Origin of the sequence: Zwartia sp. (assembly GCF_049655405.1) — a bacterium.
Classification (GTDB): Bacteria; Pseudomonadota; Gammaproteobacteria; order Burkholderiales; family Burkholderiaceae_B; genus Zwartia.
This window is the reverse complement of record NZ_JBASJR010000003.1, coordinates 225,928-250,828: the sequence shown is the minus strand read 5'-3', so window position 1 is coordinate 250,828 and position 24,901 is coordinate 225,928. Positions and strand designations below refer to the sequence as shown.

Annotated in this window: 24 protein-coding genes and 2 tRNA genes; 8 read left to right on the top strand and 18 right to left on the bottom strand. The window is 54.4% G+C overall.

Annotation, left to right across the window (positions count from 1 at the left end):
• Positions 1-33: 33 nt before the first annotated feature.
• Positions 34-2,688 (top strand): DNA mismatch repair protein MutS, encoded by a 2,655-nt coding sequence (mutS, locus tag WBJ47_RS02500; protein WP_422244802.1) that lies wholly within the window; start codon positions 34-36, stop codon positions 2,686-2,688.
• A 9-nt stretch (positions 2,689-2,697) separates the two neighbouring features.
• Positions 2,698-3,900, top strand: coding sequence for a JmjC domain-containing protein (locus WBJ47_RS02495; protein WP_422244800.1), 1,203 nt, complete (start codon positions 2,698-2,700; stop codon positions 3,898-3,900).
• Positions 3,901-3,914: 14 nt separating this feature from the next.
• Here the strand turns inward: WBJ47_RS02495 and ureG are convergent, their stop codons facing one another.
• The 11 genes from ureG to WBJ47_RS02440 form a co-directional block, all read right to left on the bottom strand.
• Entirely contained in the window at positions 3,915-4,535 is a 621-nt protein-coding gene (gene ureG, locus WBJ47_RS02490) for an urease accessory protein UreG (RefSeq protein ID WP_422244798.1), read from the bottom strand.
• A 17-nt stretch (positions 4,536-4,552) separates the two neighbouring features.
• Positions 4,553-5,257: an urease accessory protein UreF gene (locus tag WBJ47_RS02485; protein WP_422244796.1), complete on the bottom strand. Its 705-nt coding sequence runs from the start codon at positions 5,255-5,257 to the stop codon at positions 4,553-4,555.
• Positions 5,214-5,801, bottom strand: a complete 588-nt coding sequence (locus tag WBJ47_RS02480; protein ID WP_422244795.1) for a hypothetical protein — start codon at positions 5,799-5,801, stop codon at positions 5,214-5,216. Before WBJ47_RS02480 ends, WBJ47_RS02485 begins: the two co-directional genes overlap by 44 nt.
• An 8-nt stretch (positions 5,802-5,809) precedes the next feature.
• Positions 5,810-7,522: an urease subunit alpha gene (ureC, locus tag WBJ47_RS02475; RefSeq protein WP_422244793.1), complete on the bottom strand. Its 1,713-nt coding sequence runs from the start codon at positions 7,520-7,522 to the stop codon at positions 5,810-5,812.
• Positions 7,519-7,833: an urease subunit beta gene (locus WBJ47_RS02470; protein ID WP_422244827.1), complete on the bottom strand. Its 315-nt coding sequence runs from the start codon at positions 7,831-7,833 to the stop codon at positions 7,519-7,521. Before WBJ47_RS02470 ends, ureC begins: the two co-directional genes overlap by 4 nt.
• A gap of 24 nt (positions 7,834-7,857) precedes the next feature.
• Positions 7,858-8,160 (bottom strand): urease subunit gamma, encoded by a 303-nt coding sequence (locus tag WBJ47_RS02465; protein ID WP_422244791.1) that lies wholly within the window; start codon positions 8,158-8,160, stop codon positions 7,858-7,860.
• A gap of 14 nt (positions 8,161-8,174) precedes the next feature.
• Positions 8,175-9,044 carry an urease accessory protein UreD gene (locus WBJ47_RS02460; RefSeq protein WP_422244789.1) on the bottom strand — a complete coding sequence of 290 codons (870 nt, stop codon included), beginning with the start codon at positions 9,042-9,044 and terminating at the stop codon, positions 8,175-8,177.
• Between the two features lie 213 nt (positions 9,045-9,257).
• The gene (gene bamC / locus WBJ47_RS02455) at positions 9,258-10,409 is read right to left on the bottom strand and encodes an outer membrane protein assembly factor BamC (RefSeq protein ID WP_422244788.1); all 1,152 of its coding nucleotides are present in this window, start codon (positions 10,407-10,409) and stop codon (positions 9,258-9,260) included.
• Position 10,410: 1 nt separating this feature from the next.
• Positions 10,411-11,316, bottom strand: coding sequence for a 4-hydroxy-tetrahydrodipicolinate synthase (gene dapA, locus WBJ47_RS02450; RefSeq protein WP_422244786.1), 906 nt, complete (start codon positions 11,314-11,316; stop codon positions 10,411-10,413).
• Between the two features lie 81 nt (positions 11,317-11,397).
• On the bottom strand, positions 11,398-12,045 hold the full coding sequence (locus tag WBJ47_RS02445) for a site-2 protease family protein (RefSeq protein WP_422244784.1): 648 nt from the start codon (positions 12,043-12,045) through the stop codon (positions 11,398-11,400).
• Positions 12,046-12,080: 35 nt separating this feature from the next.
• A complete protein-coding gene (locus tag WBJ47_RS02440; protein ID WP_422244783.1) occupies positions 12,081-12,707 on the bottom strand; it encodes an L-threonylcarbamoyladenylate synthase in 627 nt (208 codons plus the stop codon).
• A 44-nt stretch (positions 12,708-12,751) separates the two neighbouring features.
• Here WBJ47_RS02440 and WBJ47_RS02435 point away from each other — a divergent pair.
• A tRNA-Arg gene (locus WBJ47_RS02435) sits at positions 12,752-12,828 on the top strand.
• A 4-nt stretch (positions 12,829-12,832) separates the two neighbouring features.
• Here the strand turns inward: WBJ47_RS02435 and WBJ47_RS02430 are convergent.
• Positions 12,833-13,663 carry a peptidylprolyl isomerase gene (locus WBJ47_RS02430; protein ID WP_422244782.1) on the bottom strand — a complete coding sequence of 277 codons (831 nt, stop codon included), beginning with the start codon at positions 13,661-13,663 and terminating at the stop codon, positions 12,833-12,835.
• 154 nt (positions 13,664-13,817) lie between these two features.
• On the opposite strand from WBJ47_RS02430, the gene WBJ47_RS02425 reads away from it, so the two are divergent.
• Positions 13,818-14,582, top strand: coding sequence for an ABC transporter substrate-binding protein (locus tag WBJ47_RS02425; protein WP_422244781.1), 765 nt, complete (start codon positions 13,818-13,820; stop codon positions 14,580-14,582).
• Between the two features lie 14 nt (positions 14,583-14,596).
• On the opposite strand, the gene cls is transcribed toward WBJ47_RS02425, so the two are convergent.
• Positions 14,597-16,054 (bottom strand): cardiolipin synthase, encoded by a 1,458-nt coding sequence (cls, locus tag WBJ47_RS02420; RefSeq protein WP_422244779.1) that lies wholly within the window; start codon positions 16,052-16,054, stop codon positions 14,597-14,599.
• Positions 16,055-16,135: 81 nt separating this feature from the next.
• On the opposite strand from cls, the gene WBJ47_RS02415 reads away from it, so the two are divergent.
• Positions 16,136-16,211 (top strand) — tRNA-His (locus WBJ47_RS02415).
• Positions 16,212-16,228: 17 nt separating this feature from the next.
• Here WBJ47_RS02415 and WBJ47_RS02410 read toward each other — a convergent pair.
• Positions 16,229-16,948, bottom strand: a complete 720-nt coding sequence (locus tag WBJ47_RS02410) for a ribonuclease activity regulator RraA (RefSeq protein ID WP_422244777.1) — start codon at positions 16,946-16,948, stop codon at positions 16,229-16,231.
• 22 nt (positions 16,949-16,970) lie between these two features.
• Positions 16,971-18,725 carry an L-arabinonate dehydratase gene (gene araD, locus WBJ47_RS02405; RefSeq protein ID WP_422244775.1) on the bottom strand — a complete coding sequence of 585 codons (1,755 nt, stop codon included), beginning with the start codon at positions 18,723-18,725 and terminating at the stop codon, positions 16,971-16,973.
• A gap of 147 nt (positions 18,726-18,872) precedes the next feature.
• Between araD and WBJ47_RS02400 the strand changes: the two genes are divergently transcribed.
• Entirely contained in the window at positions 18,873-20,957 is a 2,085-nt protein-coding gene (locus WBJ47_RS02400) for an acetate--CoA ligase family protein (RefSeq protein WP_422244773.1), read from the top strand.
• Here the strand turns inward: WBJ47_RS02400 and WBJ47_RS02395 are convergent.
• Complete coding sequence (locus WBJ47_RS02395; RefSeq protein ID WP_422244771.1) at positions 20,940-21,584, bottom strand: YiiX/YebB-like N1pC/P60 family cysteine hydrolase; 645 nt, start codon at positions 21,582-21,584, stop codon at positions 20,940-20,942. The two genes, WBJ47_RS02400 and WBJ47_RS02395, sit on opposite strands and share 18 nt — an antisense overlap.
• A complete protein-coding gene (locus WBJ47_RS02390) occupies positions 21,557-21,931 on the bottom strand; it encodes a hypothetical protein (RefSeq protein ID WP_422244769.1) in 375 nt (124 codons plus the stop codon). The genes WBJ47_RS02395 and WBJ47_RS02390 overlap by 28 nt, the downstream gene beginning before the upstream one ends.
• A gap of 118 nt (positions 21,932-22,049) precedes the next feature.
• On the opposite strand from WBJ47_RS02390, the gene WBJ47_RS02385 reads away from it, so the two are divergent.
• On the top strand, positions 22,050-23,285 hold the full coding sequence (locus WBJ47_RS02385; RefSeq protein ID WP_422244767.1) for an MFS transporter: 1,236 nt from the start codon (positions 22,050-22,052) through the stop codon (positions 23,283-23,285).
• A gap of 56 nt (positions 23,286-23,341) precedes the next feature.
• Here the strand turns inward: WBJ47_RS02385 and WBJ47_RS02380 are convergent, their stop codons facing one another.
• Complete coding sequence (locus tag WBJ47_RS02380; protein WP_422244765.1) at positions 23,342-24,517, bottom strand: Gfo/Idh/MocA family oxidoreductase; 1,176 nt, start codon at positions 24,515-24,517, stop codon at positions 23,342-23,344.
• Between the two features lie 216 nt (positions 24,518-24,733).
• On the opposite strand from WBJ47_RS02380, the gene WBJ47_RS02375 reads away from it, so the two are divergent.
• The gene (locus tag WBJ47_RS02375; RefSeq protein WP_422244763.1) at positions 24,734-24,877 is read left to right on the top strand and encodes a hypothetical protein; all 144 of its coding nucleotides are present in this window, start codon (positions 24,734-24,736) and stop codon (positions 24,875-24,877) included.
• Positions 24,878-24,901: the final 24 nt, after the last annotated feature.

Sequence of the window (24,901 nt, the reverse complement as noted above, 5' to 3'; positions counted from 1 at the left end):
CCAGATGCGCTGCACCACCCTATAAAAAACCCTATGCAAGACGATGCCTTGACGCCCGCTCAAACCGAGCAACACACCCCCATGATGCAGCAGTACTTGCGTCTCAAGGCTGAGGCTGGTCCTTTATTGCTGCTCTACCGCATGGGGGACTTTTACGAGATGTTTTACGAGGATGCGGAGCGCGGCGCACGCCTGCTCAATCTCACCCTGACGCGTCGCGGCACCTCAAACGGTGCGCCGATCCCGATGGCGGGTGTTCCGTACCACGCAGCCGAACAATACTTAGCAAAACTAGTGGCCGCAGGTGTTTCTGTCGCGATCTGCGAACAGATCGGCGACCCCGCCACCAGCAAGGGTCCGGTTGACCGAAAGATTGTCCGCATCGTGACACCTGGCACACTAACCGACGAAGCACTCCTACCCGCCAAATCTGACCGTTGTGTGGCGGCAGTCTTTGTCTCTCGCAAAGGCAAAACACCCCGCGCAGGTTTAGCCTGGCTCAACCTGGCCAGCGGTGACTTCAAACTCACAGAATGCGCGCCCGAGGCTCTGGACTCGGAGCTCCATCGCATCGAGCCAGCTGAGATTATTTACGCCGACGATGTCGAGCTCGACGTGAGCCTAAACTGCGCCACCACCCGTGTGCCACCCTGGCACTTTGAGGCCGAGCAAGCGCAGGCTCAACTTCTGGGCCATTTCAAAACGCAATCGCTTTCTGGTTTTGATGTAGATGATCTACCGACTGCGATCTGCGCCGCTGGCGCGCTCTTGCGTTATGCCGGTCGCACTCAAGCGCAAGGCTTGGCGCACATTCAGACCCTCAAGGCAGACCGCGCCAGCCAATATGTGCTGATGGATCCCGCCACGCGCCGCAACTTGGAGCTCACACGCACGTTATCCGGTGAAGAAGCCCCCACACTCTTTTCTATTCTCGACAGTTGCCGCACGCCGATGGGTGCGCGACTGTTGAGACGCTGGCTTCATCATCCCTTGCGTGACAATGCGCCTGTCCTTGCCCGTCAACATGCCATCGCCGCACTCATGCAGGCAAACGACGCGCGCAATGAATTGCTGCATGCAACCTCAGTGTTGGAGTCACTACGCGCTGCATTAAACGCGCTACCCGATCTTGAGCGGATTGCCACGCGCATTGCGCTGCTCTCTGTGCGTCCACGCGAACTTGCGAGCTTACGCGACGCCCTGGCCGCTTTACCTCAGTTACAAGTTTTGATTGCCGCCGCGCAGACTGCAGACACAAGTGCTTGTCTCCGTCTGCAAGAAATTGCACAACACCTGTTGCCTCCCCCCGGGATGGAAAGTTTGTTGTGCGCGGCCATTGAGGCGGAACCCGCCGTGCAAGTGCGCGACGGCGGTGTGATTGCAAACGGCTATGACGCCGAGCTTGATGAGCTACGCGGGATTTCTACCGATAACGGCACCTACTTGCTTGAGCTCGAAGCGCGCGAGCGTGCCCGCACGGGCATCTCGACCTTGCGTGTCGAATTCAATCGCGTACATGGCTTTTTTATCGAGGTGAGTCGAGCACAGTCCGACAAGGTGCCCGAAGATTATCGCCGTCGACAGACGCTCAAAAATGCCGAGCGCTACATCACACCTGAGCTCAAGTCCTGGGAGGACAAAGTCCTCTCCGCGCAAGACCGCTCACTAGCGCGGGAAAAATGGCTCTACGAACAAGTGTTGCAAGCACTGATGCCGATGGCGCAGGCCTTGTCCCACTGTGCGAGTGTGTGCGCGGAACTCGATGTACTGGTCGCACTCGCGCATCACGCACAGCATCACGACTGGGTCGCCCCAAGTTTGCTCGAGCACACCGCGATTGAAATCACGGCGGGTCGCCACCCTGTCGTGGAGCGCTCGATCGAACGCTTTACGCCCAATAGTTGCAGCCTCAACCCGCACCGCGCCTTGCTCGTGATCACGGGTCCCAACATGGGGGGTAAGTCCACCTATATGCGACAAGTCGCGTTGATTGCCTTGCTCGCCAGAATCGGCAGCTTTGTGCCAGCACGCGCGGCGGCCATTGGCCCACTGGATCGCATTTTTACCCGTATTGGCGCGGCAGACGATCTCGCGGGCGGACGCTCAACCTTTATGATGGAAATGACCGAGGCAGCTGCGATCTTGGCTTCGAGCTCAGCGCATAGTCTGGTCTTGATGGACGAAATCGGTCGTGGCACCTCGACCTATGATGGTCTAGCGCTTGCGTGGTCCATCGCACAGCGCCTCGTCACACACAATCGCGCCCTGACGCTGTTTGCGACACACTACTTTGAAATCACCCGCATGCCCAACGAACAGCCCAATACGGCCAACGTGCACCTGGCTGCAGCGGAGTCCCCTTCGGGTATCGTTTTTTTACATGTAGTCAAAGACGGTCCCGCTAGTCGCAGTTACGGCATCCAGGTCGCACAACGCGCCGGTGTCCCCGCAGCCGTGATCAGACACGCAACACGCGAGCTGGAGCGACTCGAGTCTCAGGGCGCCCCCACTCCTCAACTCGGCTTGTTTGGTGAGGTCGTCGCAGCTGAAAGCATGACGCAAATCGCCACGGAGCTCGCGGATGCCCAAGCTGCACTCCAGAAAGCCGTCAACGAACTCGACCCCGATACGCTCAGCCCGCGTGAAGCGCTAGATGCGCTGTATCAACTCAAAAATTTATTGCCTTAGGTCATTTATATGCACACGGATCAACCTCTCGCCCTACTGGGTGGACTCACTCCTTCACAATTCATGAAGACCTACTGGCAGCGCAAGCCTCTGCTCGTGCGTCAGGCTTTTAAAAATTTCAAGCCCCCCGTTTCGATGGCAACGCTCAAAAAAATGAGCAAACGCGACGAAGTCGAGTCCAAGCTCATCTGGCGAAACCAGGACGAGTGGAATATGGAGGTGGGACCTTTTAGTCGTCTGCCTAAAATGTCAGAGACACACTGGACCTTGCTGGTGCAAAGCGTGGACATCCATGATGACGCGGCATGCGCCTTGATGAATCAGTTTCGCTTTGTGCCGGACGCGCGTCTCGACGACCTCATGATCAGCATGGCCACCACGGGCGGTGGCGTCGGTCCTCATTACGATAGCTATGACGTATTTCTTTTGCAAGCCGAGGGACGACGTCACTGGAAATTCGGTCAGCAAAAAGACTTGTCTTTGGTGCCAGGTTTGCCACTCAAAATTTTGCAAAATTTTGAGCCTGAGCAAGAGTTTGTTCTGGAGCCAGGCGATATGTTGTATCTCCCACCTCAGGCTGCGCATGATGGCATCGCGCTTGATGATTGCATGACGATCTCGATTGGCTTTCGCGCACCCGACGAGGCGGCGCTGGCGCGCGGCATGCTTGAGGCGGCAGCCGATCAGATTTTGTCACGCGCCGGCGTGGCAAGTGGCCCTTATGGAGAACCCCCTCTCCCCGGCCCTGCGCTCAATAAGTTTTACCGTGATCCCGCACAGCCCGCAGTAGCCCATCCTGCCGAGCTGCCCGATCGCCTGACCGAAGCCGCCATGGCAGCGGCTAACAAAATCCGCTTTGATCGCGCGCTGGCCACTCGTTTTCTTGGTTGCTGGCTGACCGAGCCCAATCAGGCGGCGGTATTTGATAGCCCACTCGCAACAGAAATGGATGAGGATCAAGAAACAGATGCCCATGCGTCTGCCTACACACACTGGGCGCTCGATCGACGCACGCGCATGCTCTACCGCGATCAGCAACTATTTATCAATGGCGAGCCAGCGACAGTCAAAGCCGAAGCAGGCCTCAAACGACTGGCGGATGACCGTGAGCTCGCTGGCACCGACCCCACTGCCAAGCGTCTTTCACAGGAAGCGCTTGACGCACTGGCAGACTGGATTGACGATGGCTGGGTCCACCTCATTCGCAAATAGGCGGACTCAGATCTTTAAGACTGAAGCAGGCATCCCGCTTTTTCGATAAAGCGGATCACTTCGTCCAGACCCTCGCCGGTTTTTAAATTGGTCATCACCCAGGGACGGTCTACGCGCATGCGTGCCGTGTCATGACGCATGACGTCAAGGTTTGCGCCTACATAGGGTGCGAGATCCGTCTTGTTGATCACCAATAAATCGCTACGCGTGATGCCAGGACCGCCCTTGCGGGGAATTTTTTCGCCACCGGCGACATCAATCACATAAATAGTCAGGTCCGATAAATCAGGGCTGAAAGTCGCCGCTAAATTATCGCCTCCCGACTCGATGAAAATCAGATCCAGATCGGGGAATCGTTTTTGCATACGATCAATCGCTTCGAGATTGATCGATGCGTCTTCACGGATCGCCGTGTGGGGACAACCGCCAGTCTCCACACCCATGATGCGATCTGCCGACAAGGCTTCGGCTGCGACCAGCAGACGTTCGTCTTCTTTGGTGTAGATATCATTGGTCACGACAGCGAGCTTGTACTGATCGCGCATTTTTTTGCAGAGGACTTCGACCAAGGTGGTCTTGCCCGACCCGACCGGCCCGCCGATACCCACGCGCAAAGGATTGGATTGTTGTGTCATGGTGTGATTCCTATTTTTTAACTTCTAAATAAGCGGCTGTATTGCGTTTCATGTCTGGCGCTTGCCAACGCCAGGCCAACAGGAGCGGAACCCGCCTCGGCAGTGCTGGTGGCTTGTGCAACCACGCAAGCCGCCACAATGTCTTCTTTGAGGCGATGCAATAACTGCTGGCCTTCGATCTGTCCCAGAGGGACTGTTTTAATCGCAGCCAAGACTTGGTTTTCTACCCAACTCCAGAGATAGGCTACCAGTGCCGTTTCCTTTTCAACGCTGGTGCATGCGGCCAACGCAGCATACGCGGCGGGGTAAGACCACGTCACGTCCTGAAGTGCGGCGAGCGCCTGCGCAGAGGGCCACTGCGCAAACAGCTTGGCCATCGAATAGCCCATCTGCAGAGACTCGAGTCTAAGCTCAGCCGTTTCACGCATCGCACTGAGTTGTTGATTTCCCTCGCGCAGCGCGTCCCATTGCTGCTGTGAAGCAGCCTCGTAACAATGCAACCACCAGGGCAATTCCTGTCGAGCCAAATTGAGCAACAGGCCATCCCGGATCCAGATATAGGCTTGCTCCATATTGGTGACCCAACGGTCCTCAATCGCTTGCTCCAGGCCCTGTGAATAGGCAAAGCCACCCACTGGCAAAGCCGGGCTCGCCAGATGCAACGCTGACAAAAGAGAGTTAAGTTTTGGATCGTGCATGGGCTGCAATGGAAAGTTGTTCACCGATCTGACCCATCGCCTCATCTTGCAACTCGACACCGCACTCGCTGGGATGTTGGTGATGGGTATGTGCATGACCGCCTGCGCCCCCAGAGTAGGCACCGCCCTCTGGAATAAAAGGCTGATTCGTTTTTTCAACTGTTCCACCCAAGCGTCGAACAAGCTCCGCCAACACTTGATCAGGCTCGATCAAGGCCGCGTCAGGCAGCAACATGGCACGCACGTGGCGGTTGGCTAAGTGATACACGATACGCATCAGTTCAAAGGGATTGTTGGCACGGATCAGCATCAACTCCTCGGCGGCTGCCTGAACCAACACACGCTCACCTGTTTCACCTGTGAGCACATCGCCGTGTTGCATGGACTCGCCACGCGGCAAAATGACGGCCACGGCACGCCCATTTGGCAACATAGCCGCCAGGCGCGAGCGCTGCCGATCTTCGAGGGTCAGCTCCAGTATTGGCAATGCCTCATCATTTGCATGTGCGTGTGGGTCTGCATGTGCATGTGCATGTGCAGGAATACGCGTGCTCAACATGATCGCCATCGTCGCTCCTAAAACAAAAAGTAACGCTGCGCCATCGGCAGCACTTGAGCAGGCGGACAGTCGAGCAACACACCATCTGCATAGACCTTGTAATTTTCCGGGCTGACCGTGATGTGCGGTGTAGCGCTATTGAGTTTCATATCCGCCTTGGTCACGGTGCGAGTTCCCTGCACCGTCGCGATCTGCCTGCGCAAGCCAAGCTCCTGATGCAAACCGCGCTGCACCGAGATGCCGGACATAAAAGTGATGCAACTCGTTTCGATGCCGCGTGCAGAGGCGCCAAACTGGGGTCGGAAATGAACGGGCTGAGGCGTTGGGATCGACGCGTTGGGATCCCCCATCGCTGCCATCGCGATCTGACCACCTTTGATGACAGTCGAGGGTTTGACGCCAAAAAATGCAGGACGCCACAACACGAGATCGGCCCATTTCCCCACCTCGACCGAACCAATTTCATGCGCCATGCCGTGCGTGAGTGCGGGATTAATCGTGTATTTCGCGATGTAGCGTTTGATGCGCGCGTTATCGCTTGTCGAGGGATCGGAAAATCCTGCCTCGCTCAACGAACCTCGCTGCTCACGCATTTTGTGCGCAGTCTGCCACGTCCGCATAATGACCTCACCGACGCGCCCCATTGCCTGACTATCAGAGGAAATCATTGAAAAAGCGCCGATGTCATGCAGAATATCTTCGGCCGCAATGGTTTCACGGCGGATCCGGCTTTCTGCAAAGGCGATATCCTCAGCAATCGAGGCATCCAAGTGATGACACACCATCAACATATCCAAATGCTCATCCAGCGTATTGATGGTGTAAGGCCGAGTCGGATTGGTCGAGGATGGCAGGACATTTTGCTCACCACAGACACGGATGATATCGGGCGCATGACCGCCCCCTGCTCCCTCAGTGTGATAAGTGTGGATCACCCTGCCATCGATCGCTTTGAGTGTCGCCTCGACAAAGCCTGACTCGTTGAGTGTGTCGGTATGGATCGCCACCTGCGTGTCAGTCTGATCCGCGACCGTCAGGCAATTGTCGATCGCAGCGGGTGTGCTGCCCCAGTCCTCGTGGAGCTTTAAACCCACTGCCCCAGCTTCGATTTGCTCATGGAGTGGACCAGGTAATGAGACATTGCCCTTGCCCAGCAAACCGATATTGATCGGATAGGACTCGAGCGACTGCAACATGCGCGCCAGATGCCAAGGTCCGGGTGTCACCGTCGTGGCAAAGGTTCCGGTCGCAGGACCTGTGCCACCGCCAATCATCGTGGTCACGCCGGAGCACAAGGCCTCTTCGATTTGTTGCGGACAAATAAAGTGAATATGACTGTCCACCCCACCGGCGGTCACGATCATGCCTTCGGCAGCGATGACCTCGGTGGCGGGTCCAATCACAATCGTCACACCCGGTTGAATGTCCGGATTACCGGCCTTACCGATCCCGGAGATGCGACCATTTTTAATGCCGATATCGGCTTTGACGATGCCCCAGTAGTCGATGATCAGTGCATTGGTCAATACGGTATCCACGCAGTCCGCACTCATGCGCTGCGACTGTCCCATGCCGTCACGGATCACCTTACCGCCGCCAAACTTGACCTCTTCACCGTAAATCGTAAAGTCCTTTTCTACGCGGGCAAACAGCGCCGTATCGGCCAGACGAATGCGATCGCCTGTGGTTGGACCAAACATTTCGGCATACGCTTGTCTTGAAATTTTCATTGATCCAGACTCCCCATGACAGCCCCGGAAAACCCATACACCATCCGATCGCCGCTCAGCGCGACCAGCTCAACGACACGTTCTTGTCCGGGTTCAAAACGAATCGCCGTGCCGGCAGGAATATTCAAGCGAAAGCCACGCGCCGCAGCACGATCAAAATGTAAGGCTGCATTCGTTTCTGCAAAATGAAAGTGTGAGCCAATCTGCACGGGTCGGTCGCCGGTGTTGGCCACGGTCAGGCTGAGCAGTGTTCGACCCACATTGATTTCAATGTCCTCACCGTCTTGGACAAGCATTTGCCCTGGAATCATAGGTACTGTTTGCATGTCCACGCCTCACTGAATGGGTTGATGAACCGTGACAAGCTTGGTGCCATCGGGAAATGTTGCTTCGACCTGGATATCCGGGATCATCTCTGGGATCCCCTCCATCACGTCTGCGCGTGTCAGCACATTGCGCCCCTCTGCCATTAAAGTCGCTACGGTTTTGCCGTCACGGGCCCCCTCCATGATCGCCGCCGTAATCAAGGCGATCGCTTCGGGGACGTTGAGCTTGAGACCTCTTGCCAGACGTCTCTCTGCCAGCAAGGCTGCGGTAAAGATCAACAACTTGTCTTTTTCGCGAGGGGTGAGATCCATATAAACTCCTGAATTTATGTTGCCCAGAGGCGGGGAGGAAGGGCTGAGCGATTGATCACAATGGGGCGTAAAGTGGCCCAGGCCTGCTCGAGTAATACCTTGAGTTGTAAAGGTTCCACTAGCAAACGCCCCACCAAAAGCCGGGGGTGTAAAACCGTCCAGGCGACCTGCGGGCTTTGCGCGCGGACAGTCTCCAGCAAGGTCTCAGTCCAGGTCTGAGGTTCTGCCAAAATCGCCCACATCGTGGCAAAAGCGTGATGCCCTCTCAACCCCACCGGAGAGCTGAATAAGGGATCGTTGCCTTTGAGTACCAAACGATCGTGCCATACCAATTGGTCTGAGAGCCTGACCCTGAGAGACTGCGTAAAGCACCCGGTCGTAAATGTCTCTCCAGAAGCACGACGACCAAAAATCAAATGGTCCCAACCCAGCATCGCGCCTGTTTCAGTGGCATCAACTGAGAGCTCTGAGGCCACTCGCGCACGATCAAAGACGATCGTTTCTTGGGGCAACCATTCCAACTGCCCCTTTAAGTCAATCTCAATCTTTTGTGAAGCGGGCACGGATAAGTCTGTCCCATACCACTTGGCCGCAGAGGGCGTCGTCACCAGTGCTTGGCTCCGCGCCTGACAATGGAGCTCAATCTCTAGGCGATCCCCCCCGGCAATCCCACCTGGTGGATGCACAATAATGGCGTGGCACTGTTCAGGCCCTTCGGGGTAAAGCGCTTTTTGTATACGTAGCGGCCCAAAGTGTTGATGCTTGAGATTTGTCCGCAAAGCGCCGCGCAGGGACGCGCTGTCGCCTTGCACGGCGGCAACATTGAAATCAAGCGCTAATCGGGCAAGCCAACCCGGCGTAGTCAAAGACTCATGTCGGTTCATGGGTCAGTACTAGCAATTTTGATGCCCACTGCGCCAGCACACGCACCCGAGGTAGTGGGTCAGGACAACGCCATACGCTCGACCAAAAAGCCCTCATTTGATGCATGAAAGGCACTACTTGAGTGCAAAAAACAGCGATGCGCTCCACAATCGAGCATTCAAAAAAAAGGCCCCACTAGCGAACTAGGGGGCCTGCGAGGGTCTGTCAGACGATTAGATTTTGTCTGCCAAGACGCTCAACAAACGCTGAGCGGTTGGGCTCGTATCACGAGCACCCTTTTCATCCAAAATCGTGACTTCAGTCTGCGTACCGACTGCGGTCAAGCGGATGCGGTATGTTGGGGCTTTGGGCGCATCTTTAGCTCCAAACAAGCGAGCAAAGAAATGTGGCTCTTCGCGCTTGAGACCTGTATCTGTATCAACGTAGCGCACGTAGTATTCGCCGGTTGAGCGATCACGATCATCCACTGCAAAGCCACCCGAGTCGAGTGCCACGCCGACACGACGCCAGGCGCGGTCAAACGTTTCGCCGACCATCAATCTTGTCTTGTCACCGTCAGGTGCCACGACCTGTGGAGCTTGTGGGTCTGCCTTGGCTTGCGCCATTTTCTTGCGTGCGCCGTCAACATCTTCGCCAAAGAAGACCATCATGCGCGCTAACATCGCAGCGTTCAGACCTGGGTCTTCTTTGCCAATCGTCCAACGGATGTCGGTTGAGGCGCCGCCTGCACCCTTGCCCATAGCTTCTTCGACCATGTGCTGGTGAGTAATGTAAATCTCAGTGCGGTTGCCGTTGCGTTCGATCCGGGTGCGAAATTTGTCACGCGTACCGCTATCCCACGCACCTGCAAAAACGGTACCAAGCGCCTGACGAATCCAGCTGTCAGGAATGTTGGCGCGGTTTTCTGCCCAGTTTGTGACGAGCAAGCCCGCCTTGGGATCTGTGACATCAAGGGTAAAACCAATCTCCGTCCAGAAGTCAGCCGCAGTCGAAAACACCCGATCTGCTGGCATATCGACGGACAACCAACGCAAGTCACCATCGCGCATCACACGCATGTCATTACGCGTCGGCAACACAGCGGACTTGGCTGTTGAGGCCTGTGCGGCTGGAGTGGCTTGACCTGCTTTTTGGTATTGATTAAATGTTGTCGTACCTGAGTCAGGCGCGCGGAAACGTGGATCGCTGGCGGCTTGTGTCATGTCCGGCGGAATGCTCAGGGGATCAGTGCGAACAACGCTCTTGTAATCGACTGATTCGTCACCACTCAGCATGTTGCGCACAGAGGCGCAACCACTGAGGGTCAAGACGGCGGTCAGCGCCGACGCCAGTAGTACTTTCTTTTGACTCAACAAACTTTTCATTTCAGAGCAACCCCGCCTGAACCATTGCAGCTCGCAAAGGAGCGTGAAACTGAGCACCCAACTCCACGAGAGGCAAGCGGATACCAGAGGGAATACGTCCCATCTGTGCCAACGCCCACTTCACTGGAATCGGGTTACCTTCGACAAACAAGAGTTTGTTGAGAGGACCCAGCAAATTATTGAACTGCCTAACTTTTTGTACATCGCCTGCAAGTGCTGCTTTGCAAAGCTCACTCATTTGACGGGGTGCAATATTGGCTGTCACGGAAATATTCGCGCGACCACCCAGCAAAATCAGCGCGGCGGCTGTTGCATCATCACCACTCATAATCTGGAAGTGTGCGGGCACATCACGGATTAGCAATGCACCACGACCAATATCACCGGTCGCATCTTTGAGGCCGATAATGCCTGGAATCTGAGCAAGTCTCAGTACGGTCTCGTGGGACATATCCGCAACGGTTCTTCCCGGTACGTTGTAAAGCACCGTGGGCAGGTCGACAGCCTCTTGGATAGTTTTGAAATGCTGATACATACCCTCTTGGGAAGGCTTATTGTAATAAGGCACAACGGACAGACCCGCGACCGCGCCAACCTTGCGCGCGTGCTCAGCCAAATGAATGGCTTCGCGGGTGGAGTTGGCACCCACGCCAGCAATAATGGGCAGTCGCCCCGCCGAATGCTCAACTGCGACACGAATCAGCTCAGCATGCTCGTCGACGTTGACCGTGGGAGACTCACCTGATGTCCCGACAATCACCAAAGCATTGGTGCCTTCTTGGGCATGCCAATCTACCAATGCTCGAAAGCTCTGGTAATCCAGACTACCGTCTGGGTGCATCGGGGTCACCAAAGCAGGAATGCTGCCTTGAAACAAGGGTCCGTGAGCGGAAGAATTCGTGGCCATAAATAGGATCCAGAGCGCTGATCGAGGCGCAATCGCGCCGTGAATAAATTAAGTCAAAAGTGTACCGGATTAGTGAGCCTTTCAGAGCACCAGTCGCACGATCCACTCTCCAAGAGACATCATCGGGTCAATCAAAGTACCTAGCACGCCTGTTGCCAGCAATCCAATCACAATGAAGAGACCAAAAGGCTCAATTCGACTGTATTGCCAAGCTAATTGGTGCGGCAGCAAGCTAAAAAGAACACGTCCGCCATCGAGAGGCAGGATCGGCAAGAGGTTGAGTGCCATCAGCGTCAGGTTGATCTGAATACCGACCTGCGCCATCTGAAACCAAAAAGAGCTGCGATCGCCCGCTTCGAACAGAAGTCTCAGTGAAATGCCCCAGAGGATCGCCATGAACAAATTGGCGGCAGGGCCAGCCAGGGCGACCCAAAGCATGTCACGCTTGGGTCTGCGCAGACGACCGAAGTCCACTGGCACGGGCTTGGCCCAGCCAAACAGTAAAAAGGGACCGCCCACCAGTTTTGACATCAGCAAAATCCCGATTGGGACAGCGATCGTACCGACCGGATCGATATGTTTGATCGGATTGAGAGTCACACGCCCGAGCTGAGTGGCAGTGGGATCCCCAAACAAGCGCGCAACGTAGCCATGCGCAGCCTCATGCAGCGTGATCGCAAAGATCACTGGCAAGGCATACAGACTCAGCGTTTGAATAATTTCGTTCATGCGCTTGATTGTAGAGGTTTATCGAGCATCTAAAACTAGGCAATCCCAAGTAGTGCTGGATCGCCTCGGCCGCGCCGGATCAACTCAGGCACAGGACCTGACAGATCGACCACCGTTGTGGGCTCAAACGGACAGGCACCCGCATCAATCACCGCCGCCAAAGCATGCTGATAGCGCGCCCTGATCTCCTCTGGATCATTCATGGGAAGCTCCTCTCCCTCCGGAATCAGGGTGGTCGAAAGGAGTGGTGCATCCACCATTTCAAGGAAAGCCAAGGTCACTGGGTGCGCCGGGACTCTGATACCAATCGTTTTACGCGAGGGATGGGACACACGTCGGGGCACTTCTTTGGAGGCTTCCAGAATAAAGGTCCAGGGGCCTGGCGTAGCTTGTTTTAACAATCGAAACTGAGCATTGTCGACTCGCGCGAACTGGCTGATTGCAGCCATATCGCGGCAAAGAACGGTTAAGTGATGGCGCTCGTCCAAACCACGCAACTTGCGTAGCGCGTCAGCCGCAGCCCGATCATCGAGACGGGCCACCACAGCATAGCTGGAGTCTGTTGGCACCGCGACTAATCCACCATTTTGCAACAGTTGCGCCGCCTGTTTGAGCAGTCGGGGCTGAGGATTTTCGGGGTGAACAACAAAGAGTTGTGACATCAGAACACAGACCAGAATAGAAGAGGTTAGAATAACGCCGCGATGTCGCCTTAGCTCAGCTGGATAGAGCAACGCCCTTCTAAGGCGTGGGTCACTGGTTCGACTCCAGTAGGCGGCACCACCAGTTACTGTACTTTTGCGCCTTCGCGCAAACGCTTCACCAGATCAGCACGCTGTTGCTGCTGCAAAGCTTGGCGAATGTCATTCTTGGCTTCGTTGAGTCCTGGTGGCTGATAGGCCCGCTTGTCTTCGACCTTGATGATGTTCCAGCCTGCCTGGGTACGAATGGGCGAAACCGCCAACGTACCTTTGTTGAGATTGACCATGACATTGGAGATCGCGGGCAAAATCTGGGCAGGCAGAACCCAACCGACCTGTCCACCCTTTTCCTTGCTAGGGTCAATCGACTTTTCAGTCGCGATCTTTTCAAATGACTCGCCCTTGTTGAGACGGGCAATCAATGCTTTGGCTTCGTCCTCGGTCGGGGTCACGATCAAGGCAACTTTGTACTCTTGTTCATTTTTAAGCGCTTCTACGCGTCGGTCGTATTCGGCTTTGATCTTGACGTCTGTGACGGGAGTCTTTTTGATCAGATCATTGAGCAACAACTCGACCATCAAAGTCTGACGCAACTGTGCCAGCTGCGTTTTTGCCTCAGCGGTTTTGTCCAGACCGAGCTTGGCGGCTTCTTGAGCCAAGATTTCGCGATTGATCAACTCTTCCTTGAGGAGTTGGCGCAACTCGGGTGTATCACGTTGGCCTTGCGCCACGTTGGCGTTGACGTTTTGCTCGAGCAAACTCGCAGGGATCGCCACGCCATTGACCGTCGCCATGACACCAGCCGCTGCGCTCGTTGACGCGGGTTTAGGCTGAGCCAAGCTCGGCCCCGTCACCAGCAATAAAACTGAACAAACAGCACTCGCAGCAGAGAGCTTGAGCAGAGAAACATTCATCATCGTTACCGTTTTTTAGCTAAACATGGTTTAGAAACCTGAACCCCGATTATAGGCGCAGAGTCTTGGTCACGCACCTCGGCCTGCCAATTGCGTCTGATTCTGTTATGTTGACGAAAAATAGCGGCGCACACTCGCCCAACCCTAGGAGCCCCCCATGAATTCCATTCCCACCGACATCATCCAGGCTTTTGCCCCCACAGGCGTGCTGCGCGCATCGCTCAACATCGGAAACCCTGTTTTGGCCAACCTGGACGCTCATGGCAAGCCCTTTGGGATTTCGATCGATCTGGCCCAAGCTTTAGGCCAAAAATTAGGCGTGTCCGTTGAGCTCATCGTCAATGAAACAGCAGGCAAATCAGTTGCGACCGTAGAGTCAGGACGTGCCGATATTGGTTTTTTTGCCGTAGATCCTGAGCGCGGCAAAGACATCGCCTTTACAGCAGCCTATGTGTTGATTGAGGGCTATTACCTTGTGCGGACAGACTCGCCGATCACCCACAATGCGCAGGTCGATGCGCCCGGCAACCGTGTCGTGGTGGGTAAAGGCAGTGCTTATGACTTGTTTCTCACCAGACACCTTAAACAATCGCCCATTGTGCGGGCCTCTTCCTCGCAAACCGTTGTTCAGGATTTCTTGGCCCAGCAGCTCGAAGTGGCGGCAGGCGTCAAGCAGCAACTAGAAGCCGACACACAAGGGATGTCAGGTGTGCGTATTCTCGGTGAGCGGTTTATGGTGATCAACCAGGCGATGGGGGTTCCCAAAACCAAAGGTCCGGCCGCCGCGACATTTTTGCGTACCTTCGTCGAGGAAATGAAAGCTTCCGGCATGGTCAAGGATTCGATGACACGCCATGGCATTCAGGGTGCGGGCGTTGGTCATGCAGCAGATCCCGGCCAAGACCCACTCGACCAGCTATAAGCTAAACCCCATCTTTAAAGGTAGGGCGAGGCCAACCAGACGATTTTGTTGCGGAGCCGGATCCAGAAGGGGTCCTGGTTCACGCTCTCAAGGGTAATGAGCTTGGCCTGCGAGATGATGGCATCGATTTTGGTCTCAAGCTCTTGGGCGATCCCCCTGTCATAGACCTCGAGGTCGAGCTCAAAATTTAAGCGCAAACTACGCGGGTCGATATTGGAAGAGCCGATATATGACCAGCCGCCATCGACGGTAAATAGCTTGGAATGATCAAACGTGCCTGAGGCTCGCCAGACTCTGCAGCCTGTCATGATGAGCTGATCAATCTGCGCCATCATGGCAGCGTTCACGAGTTTGAGATTGTTGGCGCCCGGCACTACGACGTCCACGATCACGCCTCTACGCGCGGTGGTCGATAATGCAGCGATCAAAGCCATATCAGGCAACAAATAAGGCGACTGAATCCGCACATGTTTTTGTGCCACGGCCAAGGCGCCGAGCAACATATTGTGTGTGCTGGCCAACGTAGAGTCCGGTCCCGAGGGGACACAGCGTAAGGCGATTCCGGTCTCACTAATTTCCGTCGCGGAGGGTGCGTACCATTCGCCACCCGTCAATTTTTCATTCGTCGTAAACTGCCAGTCATGCGCGAAATTTGTCATGAGTTGGTACACAATCGGTCCACTCACCTGAAAGTGCGTGTCATGCGTGACAGCCTCTTTGGCGATCGCCGTGACAAAGCCCTGGCGGATATTCATGCCTCCTGTAAAGCCGTGCAAACCGTCGATGACAAGAAGCTTTCTGTGACTCCGCAAATTGGCATACACCAGCCGGATGCCAATCACAGGCCGCATAAACAATGCCGTTGGAACACCCGCATTTCTAAGCAGCGCGGTAATGGGTGGGCGCGAATATTTTGACCCGACAGCGTCTATCAATACCCTGACCTTTACCCCACGCTTGTGAGCTTCTATCAACGCTTGTGCCAGTTCTTTGCCAACCGTATCGTGATCGAAAATATAGCTCTGCAACACAATAGAGCGCTGTGCCTGCCGAATCGCCTCCAGCATTGCTGGGTAGGTTTCATCCCCACCATTTAACATCTTGATCTGATTGGCGCCGAGCACCTTAAAGTCGCTGACATGGTCCCCCAACGTTTTCAGGGAGGCAAATTGTGCTCCAGAGACTGCTACGACATCGTGCACCACGACTTTGTCAATTTTGGACTGGTCATACAGGGTATGCGCACGTCGAGCAGAGACGCGATCTTTGCGAATCCGGTTGATGCCAGCCACCAAATACAAGAAAGCACCAAAAATAGGGGAAAAGATAATCACCCCCACCCACGCGATTGCCGCGCGTACATCTTGTTTCGTCATCGCGGCATGCACGGAGGCGACTGCACTGGCGGCGATCGAAATCACCAGCAAGAGATGGGGCCAATATTCAATCAAAACTTCTTGGAGCCGAACCATGTGATGCTACCTAGCGATAAAGGGTAATGATGTTTCCGAAGCACGACAAACGCGCAAACATGATAGAATTTTGCTTCTGTGGTGGACGTAGCTCAGTTGGTAGAGTCCCAGATTGTGATTCTGGTTGTCGCGGGTTCGAGCCCCGTCGTTCACCCCACTTAGATTTCTGTTGGTTTATCGGCCCATTTTTTGGCGCCAAGCTTTAAAGTCAATGCTTGTTTGGGGATCCGTGTTTGGATATAAACCCAAAATAGAGCGCCCTGTCTTGACCGTTTCGGTCACAAAATCCTCAAAAACCGTCATTTCTGTTGCTTCATCGGCTAACTCGTCGGCCAAATGCGCGGGCAACACCAAGACACCGTCCGCATCACCGACCATGACATCGCCTGGGAAAACAGGTGCGTCTCCACAGGCAATCGGCACGTTGATGTCAATCGCCTGATGATGCGTCAGATTAGTTGGCGCCGAAGGGCGCTGATGATAGGCGGGGATGCCAAGCGCTGCGATCTCCGCGGAGTCCCGAAAACCGCCATCCGTCACCACACCGGCCGCACCACGGACCATGAGGCGCCCCACCAGAATGCCACCGGCCGAAGCGGCGCGGGCATCCTTGCGACTGTCGATGACCATGACCGCACCCGCAGGACACTCATCTACGGCTTTACGCTGGGGATGCGCACGATCTTTGAATACCTCGATGCCATTTAAGTCCTCACGCGCAGGGATGTAGCGCAGTGTGTACGCCTCGCCCACCATATTTTCCTTGGCCAGCGAGAGTTTTTGTACATTTTGGATAAATTGCGAACGCAAGCCTCGCTTGTAGAGGCAAGTCGCCAGTGTGGCCGTGCTCACCGCCATCAGTTTTTCACGTGTTGCAGCAGACAGTTTGCTCATCAGTCAGTCTCTTTTTAGTCTTTTAATAAATGTCGGGTTCGGGAACAGCACGACCAAAGTCAGTCCGCAAAAAGTCAAAGTCGCAACCTTCGTTGGCTTGTTGGATGTGTTTGGAGAACATCCAGCCATAGCCGCGTTCGTACTTGGGCTCGGGCGCCTTCCAGGCTGCTTTGCGGCGGGCGAACTCTTCTTCGGAGATTTCGAGATTGATCGTGCGTGCGGGCACGTCCACCGAAATCATGTCACCCGTTTTCACTAACGCCAAAGGACCACCGACAAACGACTCGGGTGAAATATGCAATACACACGCGCCATAGCTCGTGCCACTCATCCGCGAATCGGACATACGCAGCATGTCACGCACGCCTTGCTTGAGCAGCTTTTTAGGCATAGGCAACATGCCCCACTCCGGCATCCCGGGACCACCCTGGGGGCCGGCATTGCGCAAAATCAAAACATGATCAGCCGTGACATCCAGATCATCATTGTCAATCACTGCTTTCATTGACGGATAGTCGTCAAACACGAGTGCAGGCCCGGTATGACGGTGCAAGTGTGGCGGGCATGCGCTCGGCTTGATGACACAGCCATCTGGTGCCAGATTGCCTTTGAGCACAGCCAGCGCGCCTTCGGCATAAATAGGATTGTCTATCGGGCGAATCACATCATCGTTATACACCGCTGCGCCTTCGATATTTTCACCAAGCGTTTTGCCGGTCACGGTCAACGTATCTAAATGTAAATGCTGTTTGATACGCGACATCAGACCAGGCAGACCGCCGGCATAGAAGAAGTCTTCCATCAAATAGGCATCACCACTTGGGCGGACATTGGCAATCACGGGAACAAAACGACTAAAGCGGTCGAAGTCCTCGAGACCAATGTCACAGCCGGCACGTTTGGCCTGTGCAATCACGTGGATGATGGCGTTGGTCGAACAGCCCATGGCCATCGCCACAGCAATCGCGTTTTCAAACGCGGCATGTGTCTGAATTTTGTTAGGCGTCAGGTCTTCCCACACCATGTCGACAATCCGTCGTCCGGACTCTGCGCTCATGCGCAAATGATTGGAGTCGGGTGCAGGAATCGAGGAGGCGCCGGGCAAGGTCATGCCTAAAGCCTCGGCGATCGCGGTCATCGTGCTCGCCGTACCCATGGTCATACAGGTGCCGTGGCTGCGTGCGATACCGCCCTCAATTTCGATCCAGTCTTTTTGGTTGATCAGACCCGCGCGGCGGTCATCCCAGTATTTCCAGGCATCCGAACCAGAGCCCAAGACCTTGCCGTGCCAGTTCCCGCGCAACATCGGACCGGCCGGGACGTAAATAGAAGGCAAGCCGGCACTCGTCGCCCCCATCAACAATGCTGGCGTTGTTTTGTCGCAACCACCCATCAGGACCACGCCGTCGATGGGATGGCAGCGCAGCAATTCCTCGACATCCATGGCGAGTAAGTTGCGGTAAAGCATCGTGGTGGGTTTGACGTACTGCTCTGCCAAAGACTGGGCAGGCAACTCGATCGGAAAGCCTCCGGCCTGGAGTACGCCACGCTTGACGTCCTCGACACGGTGTTTAAAGTGACTATGGCAGGGATTGATGTCGGACCACGTATTGACGATACCGATCACGGGCTTGCCCACCCAGTCCTCGGGACCATAACCCATTTGCATGGCACGCGACCGGTGACCAAAGGAACGCAAATCGTCCGGTGCGAACCAGCGTGCGCTGCGCAGAGATTCAGGCGTTTTAACGTGTTTTCCGCTACTTTCCTTACTCATGGGTCAACCCCCTCCGTTTGTAACCAGATTTTTATGTCTACCGACGATTGTAGGGTAGTCGGTCTAAAAAACTGCGTGATTCTTTGAGTTATCGTAACGAAAGATTAATCTCATTCACGAAAGTACCCTCTAAACTTGTTGGAACGAATGAATAAGCCCGTCTCTGCCCCCGACTTTGCCCAAGCACTTTTTTCTCCTCGCGCGATTGCCTTGGTAGGTGCCTCAGGAAATTTACAAAAAAACACTGCCAGACCGATGCGCTTTATGCGCAAGCATGGTTTTCAGGGAAAAATTTATCCCATCAATCGCACGCAGACAGAGATCATGGGCGAGCCCGCCTACGCTGACCTCGCCGATCTGCCCGGCCCAATTGATCAAGCGTTTGTGATGGTCGCCAGCGACTTGGTCCTGCCCTTGATTGACTCCTGCGCCAAGGCCGGCGCGAAAGTCATCACCATCTACTCGGATGGTTTTGGAGAAACGGGTCCTGAAGGCATGGTGGCCCAAGACGCCCTGATTGCCCGCGCCAAAGAACTCGGTGTCCGTATTGTGGGACCAAACAGTATTGGCTTGGCTGACTTGCATAGCGGCATGATTTTGTCCGTCAACGCAGCCTTCGAAGCAGAGACACTCATCTCCGGCGGACTGAGCTTAGTGTCACAAAGCGGCTCAATGATGGGCTCATTGATGGCACGCGCCAACGCGCGCGGGTTTGGTTTTGCAAAATCAGTTTCTGTTGGTAACGAAAGTGACGTCACTGTTGGCGAAGTGATTGACGCTTTGGTCGATGATGCGAACACGAAAGTGATTTTGCTGTTTCTTGAGACCATTCGCGACTCACCGACCTTGGCCCGCGCCCTCGAACGCGCACGTGCGCACAATAAGCCCGTGATTGCCTACAAGATTGGCCGCTCCGAGCAAGGTGATGCACTCGCGCAATCACATACGGGTGCCCTAGCGGGTAATGACGTCGCAGTGGATGCCTTTTTGCGCGCGCACGGTGTGCTGCGTGTGCGCAACCTTGAAACCTTGTTTGAAATCGCACCGCTGGCCCAACGTTATCTGGGTAAAACGGCGCCCCACCCTCAGCCTGCACGTGTGGCGGTGATCACCACCACGGGCGGCGGCGCGGCAACGGTCGTGGACAACTTGGGACTGATGGGCATGGTAGCGGTCGCGCCCCCACCGTCGTTTGTGGCACAAATGGCCCAGCGTGGCATGAAAATCCGTGAAACCACCATCATCGACTTGACGCTCGCGGCCACTAGCGCACAGTACAAAGATTTGCTCGAGCAATTGTTACGCACTGACTGGTGCGATGCCGTGCTAAGCGTGGTGGGGTCGTCCGCGCAATTCCACCCCGAGCTGGCCGTCAAACCTCTGGTCGAATCCGACAAGCCGGACACCAAACCCCTTGCGGTCTTTTTAGCGCCTGAAGCGATGGCTTCGCTGAGCCTACTTCAGCAAGCCGGCATTCCTGCCTTTCGCACACCAGAGTCGTGCGCGGATGCCTTGTCGGTCTTTTTTCAGGCCCGTGACAAAGCACCACCGGTTCTGGCAGACATTGCTTGGCCCGCTGGCTTGCCCACACAAGGCTTACTGACTGAGTATGAGGCCGCACAAGTCTTTAAAACGCTGGGGGTCAACACAGCGCAGGCTCAACTCGTGAGCGGTGAGCACCCTACCCACACGGTTCCCTACCCCGTAGTGGTCAAGGTATCCTCACGCGATATCCCGCACAAGACCGAAGCAGGTGGTGTCAAGGTTGGCGTTCGCAACACTGCTGATTTTGAAACTGCGGTCAAAGAAATTACCCAGAGTGCGCATGCCTACGCGCCTCAAGCGAAGCTAGATGGATTTTTAGTCCAAGCGATGGAGTCGCGTCTGCTGGAATTGATTCTCGGCTACCGCAATGATCCGCTGGTCGGCCCCACAATCATCTTGGGTGCAGGTGGCATCACCGCTGAACTCTCCCCAGATTTTGCGATTCGACTGGCACCGGTCACACTCGAACAAGCCCACGCCATGATCGACGAGGTGCGAGTCACCAAGCTGATCAAGGGATTCCGCGGCTTGCCCAAAGGTGATTGCAATGCTTTGGCGCAAGCTGTCGTGGCCTTTTCCAAGCTAGCGGCGGTATCGGGCGCGAATATTCTCGAGGCCGAAATTAATCCCTTATTTGTTCAGGAAAATAAAGTCTTGGCGGTAGACGGGTTAGTGCGCTTGGGCTGACACGACGCTCAATAACGGACTAAAAAACAAGTCGTCAATCGTGATGTATGACTTGCCAAGTAAATCCCGGGGTCGAGCCAGCTCGATCCCGGCATATTGAGCCGCACTCCAAATCAGCTCGGAGCAATAGACGCGGGTCGCATCATCCTCAAGCGAAAGACTCGTATCAAACGGGGTCTGTCGGCGCAAATGCTCTCGGATGTTTTGCACGAACTTTTCACGTGCCGCCTCTGGCATCTGAATTCTTCGGATGTGACGAAGGGCTGTGCCGTTTAGAAATAACGCAAGTGGAGTGCGTTGCACGCCACCAATCAAACTCAAATCGTCTGCCTCTGCGTGCACCACCCCCCAACCGTCTTGATCATGGATTAGTACGCCCACGTGGCTAAGATTAGAGCCCGCCTTGTCAGAGAAGGTTTCCGACCAAAAGCCTCGCCCGCGGCGAAATACCAAGTCGCCTTGTTGAAGTTGTGGCGCGAACGCTAAGGCCAGTTGCTGCGCTTGAGGCGCAGACAAGTCGGTCTCATGTTTTGTCGGCCATACCAGAAAAAAAACAGCCGCAACAATCAGTGCGGCTGTTCCTGTTCCAACAAGAATGCTTAGTTTTTGGAGATGACGACGAGCCATTTTCCGTCGACCTTGCGCATTTTCATTGGCTTGTCACCCTCGAGCGTGACCTCAGCGGTATCACCCGTAATTTTTTCAGCAACAACCTTGGCCGGCTTGGCACAGGTCTCTGTCAAATTTTTGTCCATCATGGCTTTCTTTTCTGGACTGGAGGCCAGCTTGGTGACCATTTCCATCATAGGCTTGGACTCTTCGGTCAAGTATTTCGTCATACTGCCCATGTCTTTGGTTTTGCACATGTCTGCGCGCATCGCCAAGGCCGTATCACCTGGGGTGTTGCCCGAACAGCCCGCCAAAATAGCTAAGGAGGTACCAGCTACTAAAGCCAAAATCGATGAGGTTTTCATATTGAGTTAATCTTTTGCTGAAATGTGAATTGAAGGGCGATCCATACATCATCAGAATGTGATGCAAATGTAAATTGTTGCCATAATGACAAAATAAATCATAACACCGAGACAAGGCATGGAAACCGCACGCGCCCCTACCACTGGTCAACTTCACGGCCTCGCCCGCTTTCTTGGCATCGCCCAAATCTGCTCCTATGGCACGATTTATTATGCGTTTCCGCTCATTATTGTGGCCATGCAACGCGAACTTGGCTGGTCAAAGTCCGATGTCTACGGCGCCCTCACCATTGGCTTGCTGCTTGCCGCTGCGCTTGCCTATCCAGTCGGTCTCGCGATTGATCGCGGTCATGGCAGACGTGTCATGGTGTGGGGCTCACTGACTGCTGCGGTGCTCTTTATTGCTTGGTCCTTTGTACAAAGCTTGTTCATTTTTTATTTAATCGCCGCAGCCATGGGCTCGCTGCAAGCCGCCATCCTTTATGAGTCTGCCTTTGCACTTTTAGCGCGTCGCGTCGGTCCACAAAACTCTCGCGCAGGCATCACCACGATTACGCTCTGGGCAGGCTTTGCCAGCACGGTCTTTATTCCGCTCGAACAGTTTTTGATCGATGGCTGGGGTTGGCGTGCTTCGCTTTGGGTCCTCGCACTGGTCAATGTCGTCTGCGCGGCGGGCTATTGGCACTGGATCAAACCCGAGCTGGACGCGGTCAATGCGACACAAACGACGAGCAAAGCTGACAACATCGCCCGTGACAAAAACATCATTCACGAAGCACTGCACAGCTCAGTGTTCTGGCTTTTATTGATTGCACTGACCACTTACTCAATGGTGTTTTCAGTATTCACCTTTCATATGTACCCGATGCTGCTGGACAAACAACTGCCAACAAACGAAGTGGTGTGGGCGATTTCCATTATTGGCCCCGCTCAAGTCCTTGGACGCATCATCATCAGTCGCTTTGCAACGCGCGTTTCTATGCGCACGCTTGGCTCCATCATGCTCAGCATTTTCCCCTTTGTATTCGCGACTTTTTTGCTGGACTCGCTCAGTTTTCAATTGGTCGCGGCGCTGTTTGGGATCTATGGTCTGGCAAATGGCGTATTTACGATTGTGCGCTCTCAGGTCGTCCCCGAAATGTTGAGTGCACATGCTTACGGAGCACTGAATGGCTTGATCACCGTCCCGACGATTATCGCGCGAGCGATTGGGCCTGTGGTGGCGGCCTGGCTCTGGGCGATCGATCAATCCTATGACATTGTCCTGGTGGCCCAAGTCGGTGCTGCGGTGTTGTTAACCGTGCTCTTTTGGGCAGCAAATCTGGCCAGCAGAAGAAAACCTCTGGTCGTTTGAAGATGGATGTTTGTAGCTTGCGCTAGCACGAGACCTTAAGCTGGCGGTCACTCGAGTCAGACTAGTCGTGATGTTGGCAATTTGAAACGAAGAGCGTCTGTTCGTCGCTCCAGCACACTATCCGGTCGACCGAGTTCTTCGTTGGAATCATCATCGTTGGACCAACAGCTTTCAGCCCATTCGCGCAACATTCGGACATCATCGAATCCACGCTCTAAGCTATAAGGATTGGGCGCCGAACCCTCAAAAAAGCGAATCGCACGGAGCAAGTGCTGGGACATTGTATTGTCCTCAATAGGCGCCGAAATACTCTCAAGCACCCAGTTTTTAAACACCAGCAAAAGCCCCTGGGATCTCTTTAAATTCTGCACCGGTTCAAACAATCCGATGATTTGATGCGCAACACCCTCAGCATTGATTCCATCTGTACGTAATATTCTGAAACGTGTTTTGACATCAAGATGGCCAATCACTTGATCAGGTTGGGCATATGGAGGACATGGAAAACCAATTCGTCCAGCCATCGATGAATACAACTCAATGATGCACCCATTCTTGGCCTGGTATTTCATGAAGGCACCACCTTGATTGACCAAATGGACCGTTTCTTGGGGTAAAAAATCGGGCTGACTGAGTGCGATATTGTCGATATCTGAATCTAACAAATGCGCCTTTGTATATCCCTCTCCAAACGCACCAATCAACGCAAGCAAATGTGAGCCCTCGTAGCCTAAAGCGCCAAGACGCGTATCGATGAATCGCCCAGCCAGAAAGTCTGCACCACGATTTTTAGTTGATTCAATGATGACTCTGGTCGGAGTGATGCCTCGGATTGCCAGTTCATCTTGAACAGCCAGAGTCACGTTAGAGGAGGCATAATTTTCATTGATGACGATGCGGCCACGATGTTGCTGCAAAACCTGCTGAATCTGCGCAACATCTTGAAAATCACAGATTGGCTTTTCGATCAGAATATTAGCCAGCGGGTCCAGTGCACAAAGCTGGCGAAGAATTTCTAGACGCGCATGCGTCGGTGTACAGATGTCATAAAAATCCGGCCGGATAGAAACCGCCTCTTGTAGCGACCCAATTGCACGAAGACCCACTTGCTCAATGGCCCGAATGCGCTCAGGATCCACCTCTAAGATTCCGACTGTCAGAACGCCATGCTTTTGCAGCTGCTCATCGTGGATGCGTGCAATCTTTCCAAAACCTATCCGAACGCATCTCATGATTGAATCATTGTGGAATTGCCTTTAATAGAGCATAGTAAGTGCTATCTACCTTAAAAAAAACGACAAATACTGTCTACACAATAAACTCTGTCACTCAGCACACGCTTAGGTCTTTAGCAACACTGCCTCTTATCCGATTTAAAAAAAAGAATCACGCAGCGCATACAGGAGCATCCGGGAAAAGCATTAGGTGCCTTACGCCTACCGATTGATATGGCATTGATATTTGCGGGTCTCGGCACAACAGAGACAGACGCCAACCCCTGGGTCATGGCAGTCGGTGTTGCTGGTCAAGCAATTGTTTTAATTCCAGAGCGCGAAACAAAAAAGACAGGCCTTGCCTCAACACTTATTTAATGGCGCGCTAGCTAAAGACTCAAA